This is a genomic window from Mesorhizobium sp. 2RAF21 (assembly GCF_052115345.1).
GTDB classification, from domain to species: Bacteria; Pseudomonadota; Alphaproteobacteria; order Rhizobiales; family Rhizobiaceae; genus Mesorhizobium; species Mesorhizobium terrae.
On record NZ_JBFRGM010000006.1, the window covers coordinates 93,851 to 111,956 of the forward strand.

Annotated in this window: 12 protein-coding genes; all 12 read left to right on the forward strand. The window is 65.1% G+C overall.

Features of this window, described 5'->3' with window-relative positions; translation table 11 throughout:
• The first annotated feature begins 84 nt into the window (after window positions 1-84).
• Window positions 85-786, forward strand: coding sequence for a response regulator transcription factor (locus tag AB4136_RS11480; protein ID WP_137900309.1), 702 nt, complete (start codon window positions 85-87; stop codon window positions 784-786).
• 16 nt (window positions 787-802) lie between these two features.
• Window positions 803-2,587: a sensor histidine kinase gene (locus AB4136_RS11485; protein ID WP_024924268.1), complete on the forward strand. Its 1,785-nt coding sequence runs from the start codon at window positions 803-805 to the stop codon at window positions 2,585-2,587.
• Window positions 2,588-2,610: 23 nt separating this feature from the next.
• A complete protein-coding gene (locus AB4136_RS11490; protein WP_036253415.1) occupies window positions 2,611-3,066 on the forward strand; it encodes an HPr kinase/phosphorylase in 456 nt (151 codons plus the stop codon).
• A gap of 164 nt (window positions 3,067-3,230) precedes the next feature.
• Window positions 3,231-3,632, forward strand: coding sequence for a PTS sugar transporter subunit IIA (locus AB4136_RS11495; protein ID WP_024924266.1), 402 nt, complete (start codon window positions 3,231-3,233; stop codon window positions 3,630-3,632).
• Window positions 3,629-3,925 carry an HPr family phosphocarrier protein gene (locus AB4136_RS11500; RefSeq protein ID WP_024924265.1) on the forward strand — a complete coding sequence of 99 codons (297 nt, stop codon included), beginning with the start codon at window positions 3,629-3,631 and terminating at the stop codon, window positions 3,923-3,925. Before AB4136_RS11495 ends, AB4136_RS11500 begins: the two co-directional genes overlap by 4 nt.
• Window positions 3,926-3,930: 5 nt before the next feature.
• Window positions 3,931-4,755 (forward strand): glutamate racemase, encoded by an 825-nt coding sequence (locus tag AB4136_RS11505; protein ID WP_244431253.1) that lies wholly within the window; start codon window positions 3,931-3,933, stop codon window positions 4,753-4,755.
• Window positions 4,756-4,902: 147 nt separating this feature from the next.
• The gene (gene ahcY / locus AB4136_RS11510) at window positions 4,903-6,303 is read left to right on the forward strand and encodes an adenosylhomocysteinase (RefSeq protein ID WP_024924263.1); all 1,401 of its coding nucleotides are present in this window, start codon (window positions 4,903-4,905) and stop codon (window positions 6,301-6,303) included.
• Window positions 6,304-6,598: 295 nt separating this feature from the next.
• A complete protein-coding gene (locus tag AB4136_RS11515; RefSeq protein ID WP_024924262.1) occupies window positions 6,599-9,160 on the forward strand; it encodes a sensor histidine kinase in 2,562 nt (853 codons plus the stop codon).
• The gene (tsaE, locus tag AB4136_RS11520) at window positions 9,157-10,665 is read left to right on the forward strand and encodes a tRNA (adenosine(37)-N6)-threonylcarbamoyltransferase complex ATPase subunit type 1 TsaE (protein ID WP_024924261.1); all 1,509 of its coding nucleotides are present in this window, start codon (window positions 9,157-9,159) and stop codon (window positions 10,663-10,665) included. The genes AB4136_RS11515 and tsaE overlap by 4 nt, the downstream gene beginning before the upstream one ends.
• The gene (locus AB4136_RS11525; RefSeq protein WP_024924260.1) at window positions 10,662-11,396 is read left to right on the forward strand and encodes a nucleotidyltransferase family protein; all 735 of its coding nucleotides are present in this window, start codon (window positions 10,662-10,664) and stop codon (window positions 11,394-11,396) included. The genes tsaE and AB4136_RS11525 overlap by 4 nt, the downstream gene beginning before the upstream one ends.
• Window positions 11,393-14,521 (forward strand): double-strand break repair protein AddB, encoded by a 3,129-nt coding sequence (addB, locus tag AB4136_RS11530; protein ID WP_024924259.1) that lies wholly within the window; start codon window positions 11,393-11,395, stop codon window positions 14,519-14,521. The genes AB4136_RS11525 and addB overlap by 4 nt, the downstream gene beginning before the upstream one ends.
• The gene (gene addA, locus AB4136_RS11535; RefSeq protein ID WP_024924258.1) at window positions 14,518-18,036 is read left to right on the forward strand and encodes a double-strand break repair helicase AddA; all 3,519 of its coding nucleotides are present in this window, start codon (window positions 14,518-14,520) and stop codon (window positions 18,034-18,036) included. Before addB ends, addA begins: the two co-directional genes overlap by 4 nt.
• Window positions 18,037-18,106 lie beyond the last annotated feature (70 nt).

Here is an 18,106-nt window from a genome sequence, read left to right on the forward strand (position 1 = left end):
TGCCACATTTTGTACCTAATTTGTCCTGCAAAAGCTCGTTCCGACGGAACGAAGGGACGCCCGCCCATGAGGGAGCCGCTTGAAATGGCAACAATCGCCCTGGTCGACGACGACCGCAACATCCTGACATCGGTTTCGATCGCACTGGAATCGGAAGGATATCGGGTCGAGACCTACACCGACGGTGCCTCGGCGCTGGAAGGCCTGGCGGCGCGTCCGCCAAACCTCGCCATCCTCGACATCAAGATGCCGCGCATGGACGGCATGGAGCTTCTGCGCCGGTTGCGCCAGAAGACCGACCTGCCGGTGATCTTCCTGACCTCCAAGGACGACGAGATCGACGAGCTGTTCGGCCTGAAGATGGGTGCCGACGACTTCATCAAGAAGCCGTTCTCGCAGCGTCTGCTGGTCGAGCGCGTGCGCGCCGTCTTGCGCCGCACCAGCGCCCGCGAGGCCGCGGCCAAAGCCCCGACGCAGCAGTCCCGCTCGCTCGAGCGCGGCCAGCTCGTGATGGATCAGGAACGCCACACCTGCACCTGGAAGGGCGAGCCGGTGATATTGACCGTCACCGAGTTCCTCATCCTGCATTCGCTGGCACAGCGGCCGGGCGTGGTGAAAAGCCGTGATGCGCTGATGGATTCGGCTTATGATGAGCAGGTCTATGTCGACGACCGCACCATCGACAGCCACATCAAGCGGTTGCGCAAGAAGTTCAAGGTCGTCGACGACGACTTCGAGATGATCGAGACGCTTTATGGAGTCGGCTACCGATTCCGCGAAGCGTGAGGCTGATCGGGATACGATGGCGGTAGAGGTGGAGCGGAACAGGCCGACAGCGGCCGCGCGGCGGCCGCCGCGCATTCTGCCTGCCATGTTCTCGAAGGTGACGGTGCCGATGCGCCGTTTCCTCGGCCATCACATCTTCTCCAGCCTCACCCGCCGCATTCTCTTCCTCAACCTGGCCGGTCTGGCGGTGCTGGTCACCGGCATCCTCTATCTCAACACTTTCCGCGACGGCCTCATCGACGCGCGTGTCGAGAGCCTGATGACGCAGGGCGAGATCATCGCCGGCGCCATCGCCGCCTCGGCAACCGTCGAGACCGACGCCATCCGCATCGATCCCGAGAAATTGCTGGAATTGCAGGCCGGCGAGAGCATCGGCCCTTCCGCCGACCAACTCGACAATCTTGATTTCCCGATCAATCCCGAGCGCGTGGCGCCGGTGCTGCGACGGCTGATCTCGCCAACGCGCACGCGCGCCCGCATCTACGACCGCGATGCAAACCTTCTGCTCGATTCCAGGCACCTCTATTCCAAGGGCCAGATCCTGCGCTACGACCTGCCGCCGGTCGACGAGGAGGAACCGAGCGTCGCCGAACGGGCGCAGAAGTTCATCTTCGACATTTTCTCCAACCACTCGCTGCCGGTCTACAAGGAACAGCCCGGCGGCAATGGCGGCGCCTTTCCGGAGGTGGTGAAGGCACTGACCGGCAGCCCTTCCACCATCGTCCGGGTGAGCGAAAAGGGTGAGCAGATCGTCTCCGTCGCGGTCCCCATTCAGCGTTTCCGCGCGGTGCTTGGCGTGCTGATGCTGTCCACCGAAGGCGGCGACATCGATAAGATCGTGGCGGCGGAACGCAAGGCGATCCTGCGCGTGTTCGGCGTGGCGGCGCTGGTCACGGCGATCCTGTCGATGCTGCTTGCGTCGACCATCGCCAACCCGCTGCGCCGGCTTTCCGCGGCGGCGGTGCGGGTGCGCCGGTCGATGCGCAACCGCGAGGAAATCCCGGATTTTTCCGAGCGCCAGGACGAGATCGGCAATCTGTCGATTGCCGTGCGTGACATGACCAACGCCCTCTATGCCCGCATCGAGGCGATCGAGAGTTTCGCGGCCGATGTTTCGCACGAACTGAAGAACCCGCTGACCTCGCTGCGCAGCGCCGTCGAAACCTTGCCGCTGGCCAAGAACGAGGTCTCGCGCTCTCGGCTCATGGAGGTCATCCAGCACGATGTGCGGCGGCTCGACCGGCTCATCACCGATATTTCCGACGCTTCGCGGCTCGATGCCGAACTGGCGCGCGACGACGCCGCGCGCGTCGATTTCAAGCAATTCGTCTCCGATCTCGTCAGCATCTCGCGCGAGGCGTCGCACCACAAGAAAGCGGTGGAGCTGGAGCTCAAGGTGGCCAAGCTGCCGCAGGGCGTGAAGGGCTATTATGTGCAGGGCCACGACCTGCGGCTCGGCCAGGTCATCACCAACCTGATCGAGAATGCCCGCTCCTTCGTGCCGGACGAGCACGGCCATATCTCGATGTCGCTGTCGCGTTCCGGCAAGTTCAACATCCTGACCGTGGAAGACAACGGTCCCGGTATCCGCGCCGAGAACATCGAGCGCATCTTCGAGCGCTTCTACACTGACCGTCCGGCCGGCGAAGCCTTCGGCCAGAATTCCGGCCTTGGCCTGTCGATCAGCCGTCAGATCGTCGAGGCGCATGGCGGCACGCTGACCGCCGAGAACATCCTCGGCACCAAGCCCGGCGATATCAAGGGTGCCCGCTTCATCGTCGCGCTGCCGGCCGAAGGGTGAGGCGCCTTGGCCAGGGACCGAACGTGCCGGTAGAGCCTCCGCGCAACATCCACGCCACCGCGCTACTGGCCGGCGACTGCGGTCTGCTGATCACCGGCGCCTCGGGCGCAGGCAAATCGACCCTGGCGCTGGCCCTGATCGGCCACTTCCGTAGCCTCGGCCTGTTTTCGCGCCTGGTCGCGGACGACCAGCTTTTCATTTCCGGCCACGGCGGTCGTCTGGTCTGCCAGGCACCCCCCACTATCGCCGGCCTCGCCGAGGTTGCCGGCATCGGCCCGCAGCCGCTCGCCTTCGAGAAGGAAGCGGTCATCGACCTCTGCGTGCGCCTGGTTGCCGAGGCGGAAATGCAGCGTTTCCAAAAGGATGCGACCATAGAAATAGCCGGCTGCACGATCGCCGCGCTTGACGTTGCGGCACGCAACGTCACCGCAGCGGTGGCGGCCGTCTCGGCGCGGCTGTCGATCGCGTCTTTTCGATGACGTTGCGGCACTTTCATGCTGCAATGCGTCAAAATGGCTCGGAATGGTGCAAATTGGGGCTTGTCAACGCGCCGTGCGTCGACAAGATAGCGCTCCCGCCGCCTGGACAGGCTGGCGAGCATAAAATGCGCCTGTGAAGGGGCCATGACGGGAGCCGCCAAAGAATGATCGGACTCGTGCTCGTGACGCACGGTCGACTGGCCGACGAGTTTCGCCTAGCGGTGGAACACGTCGTGGGACCGCAGGAGAATTTCGAGACCGTTGCCATTGGGGCTGACGACGACATGGAGCAGCGCCGGCGCGATATCGTCGAGGCGGTGCGGCGTGTCGATGGTGGCACGGGCGTCATCCTGCTCACCGACATGTTCGGCGGCACGCCTTCTAATCTCGCCATTTCGGTGATGGAGGCAGGCCGGATCGAGGTGATCGCCGGCATGAACCTGCCGATGCTGATCAAGCTCTCCAGCGTGCGCAAGAGCGACAACATGGTCGCCGCGCTCGACGAAGCCCAGGCCGCCGGCCGCAAATACATCAACGTCGCCAGCCAACTGCTGACCAGCAAATGAGCACCATGTCCACCGAAGTTGGCCACGTCGCCCGTGACATGCGGATCATCAACCAGCGTGGCTTGCATGCTCGCGCCTCGGCAAAGTTCGTGCAGGTCGCCGGCAGCTTCGACGCGTGCGTCCATGTCGAGAAGGACGGCACCAAGGTCGGCGGCACCTCGATCATGGGCCTGATGATGCTGGCCGCCAGCCCCGGCTGCTCGATCCGTGTCACGGCGTCCGGCAAGGAAGCCGCCGAGGTGATCGCCGCACTCGACGATCTCGTCGCCTCGAAGTTCGGCGAGGAAATCTGAGTTTGGTGGCCCATTTGGGCTCTCCAGATCCCCTAGCGCTGTCAACACCAATTGCTGTATTCGACGCCGGCATCGGCAGCTACGCGATCGTCGAGTTGATCCGGCGCCGGCAGCCACGGCGGGATATCCTCTACTTCGCCGATAGGGCTCGTTTCCCCTATGGGGGCAAAGGCAGGGACGAGCTCCTGTCGATCATCCAAGGTACCATCCGCTTTCTATTGGAATACGCGCCGCAGGCGATTGTGGTGGCTTCGAATGCACCGTCGATCATGGTTCTCGATGCATTGAGAGATAGCTGCCCGTTGCCCGTCTACGGCGTAGCGCCTCCGCTCGAGGAGGCTTTGGCACGCAGCCGAAGCGGCCAGGTCGGTATCATGGGCGTCCGCTCACTGATCGAAAGTGCCGAGCTTTCCCGTTTTGTTCGTGAGCGCGCGGTTGATCCCGCCAGTGTGGCGCTCATCAATGCTTCCCCGATGGTCGAACTGGTTGAGAGCGGGGCTTTCCTGTCTGAACCGGAACGAACGCTCCTGGCTGTAACCGAATTTGCAGCCGAAATAGCCGCGCGACATCCTTCAATCGATGTTTTGACCCTTTCCAGCACGCATTTGCCCTGGTTGCGTTCCTTCTTCGAACAGGCACAGCCGACGTGGCTGCTTCTCGACCCGGCGGAGAATGTCGTGGCTGCCTTGCCAGACGCGGCCGAGGGCTCCGGCCGCACCGTCGCGCTCGTCACGGAAGGTGGTGGCTATGACATTGCCGGCTTTCGAAAGATGCTGGACAAGATCGGTGTCGACTTGCCCTTGACGGTCGTTAATCCCGACATCGCCTAGCCTTTGCGATATGCGCAGATAAAGATTTCTTTATATCCCATTGTCGCTTTCGGCGTGATCTGCTAGGCAGGCGCCAACGCCGCGTTCATTTTCCTGCGCCAAACGGCCTGAACGCGTCCGCACGCAAAACCAGATCGGAGCACCACAATGACGGGTAGCAAAGACTATGTGATCGCCGATATTTCGCTTGCCGGCTGGGGCCGCAAGGAAATCGAGATCGCCGAAACGGAAATGCCGGGCCTGATGGCCTGCCGCGAGGAATTCGGCGAGAAGAAGCCGCTGCAGGGCGCTCGCATCACCGGATCGCTGCACATGACCATCCAGACCGCCGTGCTGATCGAGACGCTGAAGGCCCTGGGTGCCGATATCCGCTGGGCTTCCTGCAACATCTTCTCGACCCAGGATCACGCCGCCGCGGCGATTGCCGAGAGCGGCATCCCGGTCTTCGCGGTCAAGGGCGAGTCGCTCGAAGAATACTGGGACTACACCGACAAGATCTTCCAGTGGGCCGACGGCGGCCTCTCCAACATGATCCTCGACGATGGCGGCGACGCCACCATGTACATCCTGATCGGCGCCCGTGCCGAGGCTGGCGAGGACGTGCTGTCCAAGCCGGGTAGCGAGGAAGAAGAAATCCTGTTCGCGCAGATCAAGAAGCGCCTGAAGGCTTCGCCCGGTTTCTTCACCAAACAGCGCGAGGCGATCCGTGGCGTCACCGAGGAAACCACCACCGGCGTCAATCGGCTTTATCAGCTGCAGAAGAAGAGCCTGCTGCCCTTCCCGGCGATCAACGTCAACGACTCGGTCACCAAGTCGAAGTTCGACAACAAGTACGGTTGCAAGGAATCACTGGTCGACGGCATCCGCCGCGGCACCGACGTGATGATGGCCGGCAAGGTCGCCGTCGTTTGCGGCTACGGTGACGTCGGCAAGGGCTCGGCCGCTTCGCTGTCCGGCGCCGGTGCTCGCGTGAAGGTCACCGAGGTCGACCCGATCTGCGCGTTGCAGGCCGCTATGGACGGCTTCGAAGTGGTCACGCTGGAGGATGCGGCGCCGACCGCCGACATCGTCATCACCACCACCGGCAACAAGGACGTCATCACCCTCGACCATATGCGGGCGATGAAGGACATGGTCATCGTCGGCAACATCGGCCACTTCGACAACGAGATCCAGGTCGCTGCCCTGCGCAATCTCAAATGGACCAATGTCAAGCCGCAGGTCGACATGATCTCCTTCCCGGATGGCAAGCGTCTGCTGCTTTTGTCGGAAGGCCGCCTGCTCAACCTCGGCAACGCCACTGGTCATCCGAGCTTCGTCATGTCGGCGTCCTTCACCAACCAGGTGCTGGCGCAGATGGAGCTGTGGACGCAGCCCGGCAAATACGAGAACAAGGTCTACACGCTGCCCAAGCATCTCGACGAGAAGGTGGCCCGGCTGCATCTCGGCAAGCTTGGCGCCAAGCTCACCGACCTCTCCAATGAACAGGCTGCCTATATCGGTGTGACTACCCAGGGTCCGTTCAAGCCGGAACACTACCGTTATTAATCGCAGTTAGTTCTGCTACAATATATTGAAGCCGGGCGATTGACATTTCGCCCGGCTTTATTTTTGCGCAGCCGCTGCCTTCACGCCGATTCTGCGAGGGGGTATGGTGAGGTGATTCGCGAAGCTTCCGGCTTGCGCGCGGCCGCGGCCCGTCCGGCACTCGGCACGAGGCGCGGGTTTCCAGGTAAAGGAGCGTTCTTTGCGTGTCCGTGACAGGGCCGCGCGGCGTTCTGGATTCCGGGCGAGCGACGCGGGATCGGGGGCGGTCTTGCATTCAGGCGGAGAGGACCAGGACATGCCGGGGGAAGACCCGCTCAAGGCGGGACAGGCCGTAGCCGGCGGCCATCAGGATAGGGCGATCGCGGCTCGCCCTTCAGCTTTCCGCCAGCGGCTTTCGCCGCGCGGCCGGTTTGCGCGCCTGCTTTGCGGTACCGCGCTTGTCCTTCCGTTCCATGCGTTGGCCGCTCGCGCCGAAGATGCGCTGGTCAAGGGCACCAGCGTGCCGATCAGCACCATGGAAGTCATCCAGCTTGCTCTCACCGTCGGCGTCGTCGGTGCCGCCTTCGTGTCCGCCATAGCGCTCATCCGCGAGCGCCAGCGCACCGCCGCCGAAAATCTCGACCTGCGCGGGCGCCTCGCCGACGCCAATGCCGCGCTGCAGCGTTCTGAAGCCTTGCTCAACCTGCGCGACCAGCGCGTGGTTGTATGGCCAGCCGAGAACAAGAAACCCGAAATCGTCGGCTCGTTGCCGATGGAGACCGGCGCGCCGGACGACCGCGCCGCCTTCCTAGCCTTCGGCCGCTGGTTGATGCCGCGTTCGGCCGCCGCGCTTGAGAATGCCGTCGCTGCATTGCGCGAAAAGGGCATTGCCTTCGATCTCGTCGCTGAAACGCAAGCCGGCGCTCCGCTCGAAATCCAGGGGCGCAAGGGCGCCGCGCATGGCATCGTCCGCTTCGTGTCCCTGTCCGAGGCGCAGCGCAACCTGGCCCGGCTGAAGCTCGAGCACCAGCGTGTCAGCGCCGAGCACGATACCGTGCTGGGCCTGTTCGATGTGCTGAAGATGCCGCTGTGGATGCGTGGTGCCGACGGTCGCTTGAAATGGGTCAACCGCGCTTACTGGACCGCGGTTGAAGCCGCCGACCGCGACGCCGCACTGCGCGACGGCCGCGAGTTCCTGGGTAGCCAGGCGCGGGACGCTATCGCCAGTGAACACAAGTCGAGGCCGGTGTTCGAGCAAACGCTGTCGACCGTCATCGCTGGCGACCGCCATGTCTTCGCCGTCACCGATTTTGCCGGCACCGATGGCTCGGCCGGCCTTGCCCATGACATCAGCGCCGCCGATGCCATGCGCGAGGAATATGAGCGCACCGTGCGCAGCCATGCCGACACGCTGGATAAGCTCAACACGGCGGTTGCCATCTTCAACGCCGACGAGAAACTGCGCTTCTACAACCAGGCCTTCCAGAAGCTGTGGGGTCTGGATACGGCCTTCCTCTCCAGCACGCCCGACAATGTGCTGCTGCTCGACCGCCTGCGCAGCGCAGGCAAGATCGCTGAGCAGCCGGAATGGCGCCGCTGGAAGGAGAACCTGCTTTCGGCCTATCGCTCAGTCGAGCCGGTGGAGCACTGGTGGCACCTGCCGGACGGCAAGACCATTCGCGTCGTCGGCAATCCGCAGCCTAAGGGGGGCGTCACCTGGGTTTTCGAGAACCTGACCGAGAAGATCGATCTCGAGAGCCGCTACCAGACGGCAGTGCGCGTGCAGGGTGAAACGCTCGACAACCTCACCGAGGGCGTCGCCGTGTTCGGGCCGGATGGCCGGCTGCGCCTGTCCAACCCCGCATTCGCCCAGATGTGGGAATTGCCGGCGGAGGCCGTGCTGCCTGCCGTTCACGTCACCACCATCCGCGATCTTTGCGCCGGTCGCGCCAAGGACGGGCCGTGGGCGGGCTTCGTCGCGGCCGTCACAGGCTTTGACGACGAACGCCGCGACCACCACGGCCAGACCACGCTGGAGAACGGCAATACGCTGCGCTACGCCGTCATCCATCTGCCGAACGGCCAGGTGATGTTCACCTTTGTCGACGTGACGGACAGCGTCAATGTCGAGCGGGCGCTGAAGGATAAGAACGACGCACTCTTGAAGTCGGATCAGCTCAAGAACGATTTCGTCCAGCATGTGTCCTACGAACTGCGCTCGCCGCTGACCAACATCATCGGCTTCACCGAATTGCTGTCGTTGCCGGGGACGGGGCCGCTCACCACCAAGCAGCAGGAATATCTGGACCATATCGGTTCCTCCTCGTCGGTGCTGCTCACCATCGTCAACGACATCCTCGATCTCGCCACCGTCGACGCCGGCATCATGCAGCTCGATATTTCCGAGGTTAAGGTGGAAGGCACGGTCAAGGCCGCCGCCGAACTGGTGGCCGACCGGCTGGAGGAGCATGCGATCCGGCTCGGCATCGACATCGCGGCCGCGCCGAAGAGCTTCCACGGCGACGAAACGCGCGTGCGGCAAATCCTCTACAATCTGCTGAGCAACGCCGCCAACTACGCGCCGGAAGGCAGCACCATCAGGTTGGCCTGTCGCGAAACGGCAGAAGGTGTCGAATTTTCGGTGCAGGACGATGGGCCGGGTATGCCGCCGGACGTGCTGGATTCGGTGTTCCGCCGTTTCGAGCCGCGGGTTAATGGCGGTCGTCGGCGCGGCGCCGGACTCGGGCTCTCCATCGTCAAGAGCTTCGTCGAATTGCACGGCGGTTCGGTGCGCATCGAGACGGGCGAGAACCGGGGCACGACGGTGATCTGCACCTTCCCGGCGGCACCGGCCGGCATTCGCGCGGCGGCTGAATAGCCTCGGCGATGGTGGAGCGGTTTCTCGCTGACGAAGCGGCGACGATGCGCCTCGGCGAAGACATCGCCATGGCGCTGCGCCCCGGCGACGTGGTGGCGCTGCGCGGCGACCTTGGCGCCGGCAAGTCGACGCTGGCGCGGGCGCTGATCCGCGCGTTGGCCGACGATGTCGGGCTCGAAGTGCCGAGCCCCACCTTCACGCTGGTGCAGAGCTACGACACGCGCGTCCCGGTGCATCATTTCGATCTCTACCGTCTGTCTTCTGCCGACGAACTGGACGAGCTTGGCTTTCCCGAGGTGCTGGCGGATGGCGCCGCGCTGATCGAATGGCCCGAGCGGGCTGAGGACCGGCTGCCGGACACCGCTGTCACTATTGAACTCGTCCACCGGGATGACGGCCGCCTGGCGCAAATTACCGGCGTAGGGCCGGCACTCGAACGCATTGCGCGCTCGCTCGCAATGCGAGCTTTTCTGGAAGCATCCGGCTGGGGCGCGGCCAGCCGCCGGCACTTCGTCGGCGATGCCTCGGCGCGCTCCTACGAGATCGTCTCGCAGCCGGAAGAAGCGCCGCGCGTGCTGATGAATTCGCCACGCCTTGTGCTCGGGCCGCCAGTCCGGGACGGCAAGGCCTATGCCGAAATCGCCCATACCGCGCAGACTGTGGCAGCCTTCGTCGGTGTCGACAAGCTGCTTCGCGATGCCGGCATCGCCGCTCCGCAGATATTCGAACAGGATCTGGATCGGGGCTTTGTGCTGATCGAACATCTCGGTGTCGATGGTTTGCTGACCCCGGAGGGTGCGCCAATCGTCGAACGATATCAGGCGGTCGCCGAACTGCTCGCCTTCATGCATGGCAGGCACTGGCCGGACCGGGTGACTGTCGCGCCGCGCCACATCCACCACATGCCGCCTTTCGACCGGCCGGCGATGCTCATCGAGGCCGAGCTTCTCATCGACTGGTACCTGCCTTTCTTTCGCGGAAACCCGGCGAGCGATGAGGAGCGGAACGCCTTTCGCGCCGCTTGGAACGCCGCGCTCGACCGCCTGGATGGAACGGAGCTGACGCTGATGTTGCGCGACGTGCAATCGCCCAACTTCATCTGGCGTGGTGAACGGCAGGGGCTGGATCGGCTCGGCGTCGTCGACTTCCAGGATGCGCTGATCGGTCCCCCGGCCTATGATGTCGCGTCGCTCGCGCTGGATCCTCGGGTCACCATTGAACCAGCGGTCGAGCGCAAGATTGTCGAGGCCTATGTCGCGTCCCGCGCGGTGGCGGGCCATTTCGACCGCGCCGCCTTCGAGGAAGCCTATGCGATCATGGGTGCGCAAAGGCATTCGAAGATCCTGGGCATCTTCGTCCGCCTCGATCGTCGCGATGGAAAGCCCTATTACCTGAAGCATCTGCCACGCATCCGGGATTATCTTCGCCGGTTGCTGGTCCATCCGGCGCTTGCCGAAGTGCGCGCCGTCTACGATCGCCTTGGCGTCCTTTTGGAGACGGAATGACCGGCACGACACGTCCCACCGTTGCGATGGTGCTGGCCGCCGGGCTTGGCAAGCGCATGCGGCCGATCACCGACACCATCCCGAAGCCTCTGGTGCCGATCGCCGGCAAGACGCTGCTCGACTGGGGTTTGGACAGCCTCGACCAGGCTGGCGTCCAAAAGGCAGTGGTCAATGTGCACTACCTGCCTGACCAGATCGTCCGCCACCTGGCGGCGCGCCATCACCCGAAAATCGTCATCTCCGATGAAAGCGACCGTCTGCTGGATTCCGCCGGCGGCATCGTCAAGGCGCTGCCGGAACTGGGCGACAAGCCGTTCTACATCCTCAACGCCGATACCTTCTGGCTCGATGCCGGTAGCCCAAATCTGGAGCGTCTCGCCCTTGCCTGGGATGCGACGGCGATGGATATTCTCATCATGCTCGCGGACCTTTCATCGACGACCGGCCATTCGGGCGGCACCGATTTCCTGATCGCGCCGGACGGACGCCTTGCACGCGCGAAGGGCGATCCTACAGGGCTGATCTATGCAGGCGCGGCAATCGTCGCGCCTTCTATCTTCGCCGGCGCGTCCGCCGAACCGCATTCGCTCAACGCCTATTTCGACCGCGCCATCGCCGCCGGCCGCCTCTTCGGCATGACGATGCAGGGTCATTGGATCACCGTCGGCACGCCGGATGCCATCGCGCCGGCCGAAGCGGCGGTCAGAAGGGCGCTGACGGACGCGCAATGAGCGGCTTGCCTCGCGTCTACTCCATTGCGCCCGGTTCTCCCTTCCTGTCGACGCTGGCCGATGCCTTGCTCAGCTGCCGATTGATCCCGGGCTTTCGCTATGACGGCGACCCACTGGCGCTGGCCGGCGTCACCATCTACGTGCCGACCCGCCGCGCCGCCCGCGCGCTGCGCGGCGTTTTCGCGGAACGTCTGGGTGGTGCTTCCACCATTCTGCCGGTGATCAAGCCGCTCGGCGAATTCGACGAAGACGAGGCGGCGTTCGAACAGGATGCCGAGGACGCGAATGCCATCGACCTTGCGCCGCCGATAGCTTCCCTCGAACGCCTTCTCCTTCTGGCGCCGTTGGTGCGGGCCTGGAAGCGGCGCTTGCCGGCCCATGTCGCGGCGCTGTTCGAAGAGGAGGTCGTCATTCCTGCCTCGGCCGCCGACGCCGTCTGGCTGGCGCGCGATCTCGCCCGGCTGATGGACGAAATCGAGACGGAGGGTTCCGACTGGACCAAGCTTGCCGGCCTGGTCGAAGGCAATCTCGCCGGCTGGTGGCGAGTGACGCTGGATTTCCTCAAGATCATCACCGAAGCCTGGCCGCAGCTGTTGATCGAGCGTGACCGTTCCAATCCGGCCGCGCATCGCGGCACGCTGATCCGCCTGGAGGCGGAACGCCTGAAGCGCAATCCGCCCGCCGGGCCGGTGATCGCCGCGGGCTCGACCGGCTCCATTCCCGCCACCGCCGACCTTCTGGCTGTGATTGCCGGCTTGCCCAATGGCGCCGTCGTGCTGCCAGGCCTCGACATAGCGATGGATCAGCCGTCCTTCGACGCGATCACGGCGCCCGACGCGCGACCGGCGCTGCTCGGCCATCCGCAATACGGTCTCGCCAGGCTGATCGGCAGGATAGGCATCCTGCGCGGCGATATTGAGGAACTCGCCACCGTGGACGACGCGGGACGCCGCCGCGCGGTTCTGGTGGCGGAAGCCCTGCGCCCTGCCGAAACCACCGAACTGTGGACCGAGACGCGCGCGCGCTTCGACGATGCCGGCATTTCCGCGGCGTTGCAGGGCGTGACCTTGGTGGAGGCCGCCAATGAACGCGACGAGGCGGCCAGCATCGCGCTCGCTTTGCGCCGCGCGGTTGCGCAGCCGGGCCATCGCGCGGCGCTGGTCACTGGCGATCGTGCCCTGGCGCGGCGCGTCTCCGCTGAATTGCTCAGGCTTGGCATCGTTGCCGACGATTCCGGCGGCAAGCCGCTGGCCGACACGCCGCCGGCCAGCCTGTTGCGGCTTCTGTTGGACACGGTGCTGCGGCCCGGCGACCCGGTCGCCATCCTGGCGCTGCTCAAGCACCCTCTGCTTGGCCTGGGTTTGCCGCGTGCGTCGGTGCGGCGGGCGGCGGAAACCGTCGAACTCGTCGCGTTGCGCGGAGGCACCGGCCGGCCGGATATCGTGTCGCTCAACACCTTGTTCGAAACGCGACTGGTGCAGGCACAGGAAGCCGACCGGCGGCCGTTCTGGCTGTCGCGGCTGTCAGCCAGCCGCATCGAAGGAGCGCGGGCCATGCTCGCCCGGCTGGACGAGGCGGTCGCGCCACTCGCCGCCTGCCTGCCCGAGCCGGAAAGCGACGTCGTCCCATTGGTGCGCGCCAGCGTGGCGGCGTTGGAAAACCTCGGCCGTGCCGAGGATGGTGGACTTGCCGCGCTTTACGATGGCGACGCCGGCGAGAAACTGGCGGAACTGCTGCGTGGGCTGGTCGGGGCGCAGGCGGCTTTCACGCTGTCGCCGCGGGAATGGCCGGATGTAGCGATGGCGCTGATCGCACCGGAAATGGTCAAGCCCGCGCGTGGCGCCGATGCGGCGATTGCCATCTGGGGCACGCTGGAAGCTCGCCTGCAACATGTCGACACGCTGGTCGTTGGTGGCCTCAACGAGGGTGTGTGGCCGCGCAAGCCGGAGGGCGACCGGTTCATGTCGCGACTGATGAAGACCGGCATCGACCTGGAGCCGCCGGAGCGCCGCATTGGCCTCGCCGCGCATGATTTCCAGATGGCGATGGGTGCGCCAAACGTCGTTCTCACCCGCTCGGCGCGGGCCGGCGATGCACCGGCGGTCGCCTCGCGCTGGCTGCAGCGCCTACTCACCTTTATCGGCAAGGCGCAGGCCGAACCGTTGCGCCGCCGCGGCAATGAACTGCTTGCCTGGGCGCGGGGCCTCGATGCCGGGCCGAAGGTGGATTTCGCGCCGCGACCGCAACCGAAGCCGCCGCTGGAGCGCCGTCCGCGCCATTTCTCGATCACCGAGATCGAGACGCTGCGGCGCGACCCCTATGCCGTCTATGCGCGCCGCGTGCTCGGCCTGATGCCGCTGGAACCGGTGATCCGCGATCCCGGCGCCGCCGAACGCGGCACGCTGTTCCACGCCATCCTGCACCGTTTTTCGAAGGCGGTGGACGATCCGCGCGCGCCGGAAGCGCTGGCCGTTCTTCTGGACGCCGGCAGAGCCTGTTTCGCCGAGGCGGCTTTGCCGCCGGATGTCGAAGCGGTGTGGTGGCCACGCTTCGAGAAACTCGCCGTGGCTATTGTCGCCTGGGAGCGGTCGCGCGCCGCCAATGTCGCCCGCCGCCATTCGGAGGAGCGTGCGGAAAAGACGATCGTCGGCCAGTCCGGCGTCACCGTGTCCGGCTATGCCGACCGCGTCGATCTGCTGGCTGGCGGCATGGCCGATATTCTCGATTTCAAGACCGGATCGTCGCCCTCCAAGGCGCAGGCGCACACGCTGTTGTCGCCGCAACTGGCGCTGGAGGCCGCGCTGCTGCGGCGCGGCGCCTTCAAGGACCTGGGCGCACGTGAACCCGCCGAACTCGCCTTCGTACGGTTGAAGGCGAATGGCGAGGTCGAGCAGGAATCGATCCTCGATTACAACCGCAAGCCGCGCACCGCGACCGACCTCGGCGAGGATGCCTGGACACGCCTTGAACAGCTGCTTGCCCATTACGCGAAACTGGACACGGGCTATCTTTCGCGCGCGCTGCCGTTCCGCGAGGGCGAGACCGACGGCGATTACGACCATCTCGCCCGCGTGCTGGAATGGTCGGCCGGCGGCGATGGCGCGGACGAGGGAGGGGAGGCTTGAAAAAGCAATATCCCATCCCGGCGGGCACGGCCGAAAGCCAGGCGCGCGCCTCCGACCCGCGCACCTCCGCCTGGGTCTCGGCCAATGCCGGCTCCGGCAAGACGCATGTGTTGGCACAGCGTGTCATCCGGCTCCTGCTGCGCGGCATCGACCCGTCGAAGATCCTGTGCCTCACCTATACGCGCGCCGCCGCCGCCAACATGTCGAATCGTGTCTTCTCGACATTGTCGGAATGGACCGTTCTGCCGGATGCCGAACTGTCGAAGAGGATCGCGGCGCTCGATGAGCGCGCGCCTGATGGTGAGACCATGCGCCGGGCGCGCCGGCTGTTCGCCGAGGCGTTGGAAACGCCGGGCGGGTTGAAGATCCAGACCATCCACGCCTTCTGCGAATCCGTGCTGCACCAGTTCCCGCTCGAAGCCAACATCGCGGCGCATTTCGAAATGCTCGACCCGCAGATGGAGCAGGCTCTGTTGGCTGAGGCCCGCCGCGACATGATCACCGGCGCCGGCGCGCCGGGCGGTGCCGAATTGGCCGAGGCCTTCGCCACCGTGCTGGAACGCGGCGGCGAGAAGGGGCTGGACGATCTCCTGTCCGAGATCATGCGCAAGCGCGACGGCCTGCGTGGCTTCATCGACGCGATCGGCGGTGATGGCGAGGGCTTTGCCGATCTGTTCGCGGAATTTGGTTTCGTACCGAGCGAAACCGCCACAAGCATCGCCGCTTCCCTGTGGCCGCTGCCGGGTTTCGAGCCGGATTTCCTGGTCGAGTTGCAGGCAAGTTGTTCGCGGCTGGGTGCCAACCGCGCGCAGGAGTACCTGGTCGGGAAAGCAATTTCCGCTTTCGCGGAAACGGCTCCAATGCTGCGGCTTTCTTTGCTCAGGAAGGCGTTTCTCAGCGAAAAAGGCGAGCCGTACAATCCATCCTGGCTGTTCAGCAAGGCGCTGATAGCCAGCCTGCCCGATTTGCCCGAACGCTACGAAGCTGCTGCCTCGGCCATTGCCAGGATCGCCGACCGTCTGGCGCTGCTGCGCATGGTGGAAGGTACGCGCGCCGCGCTCACCGTCGCCGACTGGCTGATCGCCCGCTACGAGCAGTTGAAGCGCGGGCGCGGCTTCCTCGACTTCAACGATCTGATCACTCGCACCGTCAACTTGCTGGCCCGCACCGACGCCGGCCCGTGGGTTCAGTACAAGCTCGACCAAGGCATCGACCACATCCTGCTCGATGAGGCGCAGGACACCAGTCCCGACCAGTGGCAGGTGGTGAGGCGGCTGGCCGAGGAGTTCTTCGCCGGCGAGGGCGCGCGGGGTGTTCGCCGCACGGTCTTCGCGGTCGGCGACGAGAAACAGTCGATCTACTCCTTCCAAGGTGCGGCACCGGACTCTTTCCATGAAAGCCGGCAATTGTTCGCGCGCCGGGTGCGCGAGGCCGAGGCGGGCTTCGCCGACCTGAAACTCACCTGGTCGTTCCGCTCGACCGGTGATGTGCTCGCCGCCGTCGACCGCGTCTTCGCCACGCCGGAAGTGCGCCGCGGCATCAGCCACGATCCCGACCCGCTCGACCACAAGGCGATCCGCAACGACGCGCCGGGTTATGTCGAGGTCTGGCCGTCGATCGGCGCGGACGTGGTCGAGGAACCGGATGACTGGACGCTGCCGGTCAACCATGTCAGCGCGCCGGCGGTGCGGTTGGCCGAGCAGATCGCCGAGACGGTCATGCGCTGGATCGAAGCCGGCGACGTCATCGAAGGTAAGGGCCGCAAGCTGAAGGCCGGCGATGTCGTGGTGCTGGTGCGCAAGCGCGATCGTTTCGTGCACGCGCTGTCGCGTAGCCTGAAGGAAAAGGGCATCCCTGTCGCCGGCGCGGATCGTCTCAGCCTGCCCGGCCATATCGCGGTGAAGGACCTCGTCGCGCTCGGCCGTTTCCTGATCCAGTCGCAGGACGATCTCTCGCTGGCGGCATTGCTGCGCAGCCCGATCTTCGATGTCTCGGAACAGATGCTGTTCGACCTCGGCGCCGCTCGAGCCGGTGGCGCGTCTCTCCATGCGGCGCTGCGTACCAGCGCGGACAATGACGAGACATTGGCCAAGGTGGTTGCCCAGCTCGATGCCTGGACCAACGAGGTTGCCTTCAAGCCGGTGTTCGAGTTCTACGCTGGGTTGCTCGCGCGCGATGGCGTGCGCCGCAAGATGATCGCCCGGCTCGGCCCGGAAGCCGGTGACATCCTCGATGAATTCCTCAATTTCTGCCTGGCCGAGGAACGCGCCGGCCTGCCGGGGCTGGAGGCGTTTCTCTCGACGCTGGAAAATGCCGGCCCGGAGGTCAAGCGCGAGATGGACCAGACTCGCGACGAGGTGCGGGTGATGACGGTTCATGCTGCTAAGGGCCTCGAAGCACCGGTCGTCTTCCTGGTAGATGGCGGTGCAGCGCCGTTCAGCGACCAGCATCTGCCCCGACTGATGCCGTTCGACGGCTCCGGCCAATATTGGACTGGCAAGGGGTATCTGTGGCGGTCGGGCACTGAGGTGGCCAACGGCTTTTCGCAATCGGTCTCGGCGCGGGCCCGCGATCTGGCCGACGATGAATACCGCCGCCTGCTTTATGTCGGCATGACCCGCGCCGAGGACAGGCTGATCGTCTGCGGCTATCATGGCAAGCGCACACCGAACCCCGGCACATGGCATTCGCTGGTGACGCGCGCACTGGCGGGTGCGGAAGAGATCGAACTTCGCCTGCATCCGGTCGGCGAGGGCGAGGTGCTTCGCTTCGTCTGGACGAAGTTCCCGCCGCTTGCCGCAGCCGAGGCCGGCGAGCAGGCCGAGGCGGAAACATTCGGCTCGCCTCCCGCCTATCTCTTCGAGGCGTTGCCCGTGGTTGAGGACCTGCCGCGACCGCTCTCGCCGTCCGGCGCTTCGGCTCTGATCGACGAGGCGACCGAGCCGGTCATTGATCGCCGATCGCCGGTCTTGGACGCGGATGCGGAGCCGGGAATGGCGGTGCGGCGTGGCCTTGCCATGCACAAGCTCTTGCAGATGCTGCCCGATCTCGCCTGGGAACAGCGCCTCGGTGCCGCCGAGCGTTATCTGGCGCGCACTGGTGCCGACTGGCCGCAGGCGGAGCGCGCCCAGGCGCTGGCGTCCGTTGCCGCCATCCTCGACGATCCGCTTTTTGCGGCGCTGTTCGCGCCTGGCTCCCGCGCCGAAGTGGCGGTGATGGGCAGTCTTTTGGTCAAGGGGAAGCAGCGCACCATATCGGGCAAGATCGACCGGCTGGCGGTCGGCCCCGACAAGGTCTTCATCGTCGACTACAAGACCAACCGGCCGGCGCCGACGACGTTGGCCGAGGTGCCGCCGGCCTATATCCTGCAACTCGCGCTCTACCGCGCCCTGCTCAAGCCGCTTTATCCCGGCCGTGAGGTCGCCGCCGGCTTGCTCTTCACCGAGGCGCCGCAACTGATCGAGTTGCCAGCGACGAGCTTGGACGACGCCCTTGCTCGACTCACCGAGGCGTGACACAAGACCTGCTTGAACATCGCAGCTTGCAGCACCACATCTGGTGCAACGAAACCTCCGAAAGGAACTT

What these genes read in the sequence shown, in the direction of transcription:
- AB4136_RS11500 (WP_024924265.1), top strand. Translation starts at nt 3,629, where the DNA reads ATGAGCACCATGTCCACCGAAGTTGGCCACGTCGCCCGTGACATGCGG.
- AB4136_RS11515 (WP_024924262.1), top strand. Translation starts at nt 6,599, where the DNA reads ATGCCGGGGGAAGACCCGCTCAAGGCGGGACAGGCCGTAGCCGGCGGC.
- ahcY (WP_024924263.1), top strand. Translation starts at nt 4,903, where the DNA reads ATGACGGGTAGCAAAGACTATGTGATCGCCGATATTTCGCTTGCCGGC.
- AB4136_RS11495 (WP_024924266.1), top strand. Translation starts at nt 3,231, where the DNA reads ATGATCGGACTCGTGCTCGTGACGCACGGTCGACTGGCCGACGAGTTT.
- addB (WP_024924259.1), top strand. Translation starts at nt 11,393, where the DNA reads ATGAGCGGCTTGCCTCGCGTCTACTCCATTGCGCCCGGTTCTCCCTTC.
- AB4136_RS11525 (WP_024924260.1), top strand. Translation starts at nt 10,662, where the DNA reads ATGACCGGCACGACACGTCCCACCGTTGCGATGGTGCTGGCCGCCGGG.
- AB4136_RS11485 (WP_024924268.1), top strand. Translation starts at nt 803, where the DNA reads ATGGCGGTAGAGGTGGAGCGGAACAGGCCGACAGCGGCCGCGCGGCGG.
- AB4136_RS11480 (WP_137900309.1), top strand. Translation starts at nt 85, where the DNA reads ATGGCAACAATCGCCCTGGTCGACGACGACCGCAACATCCTGACATCG.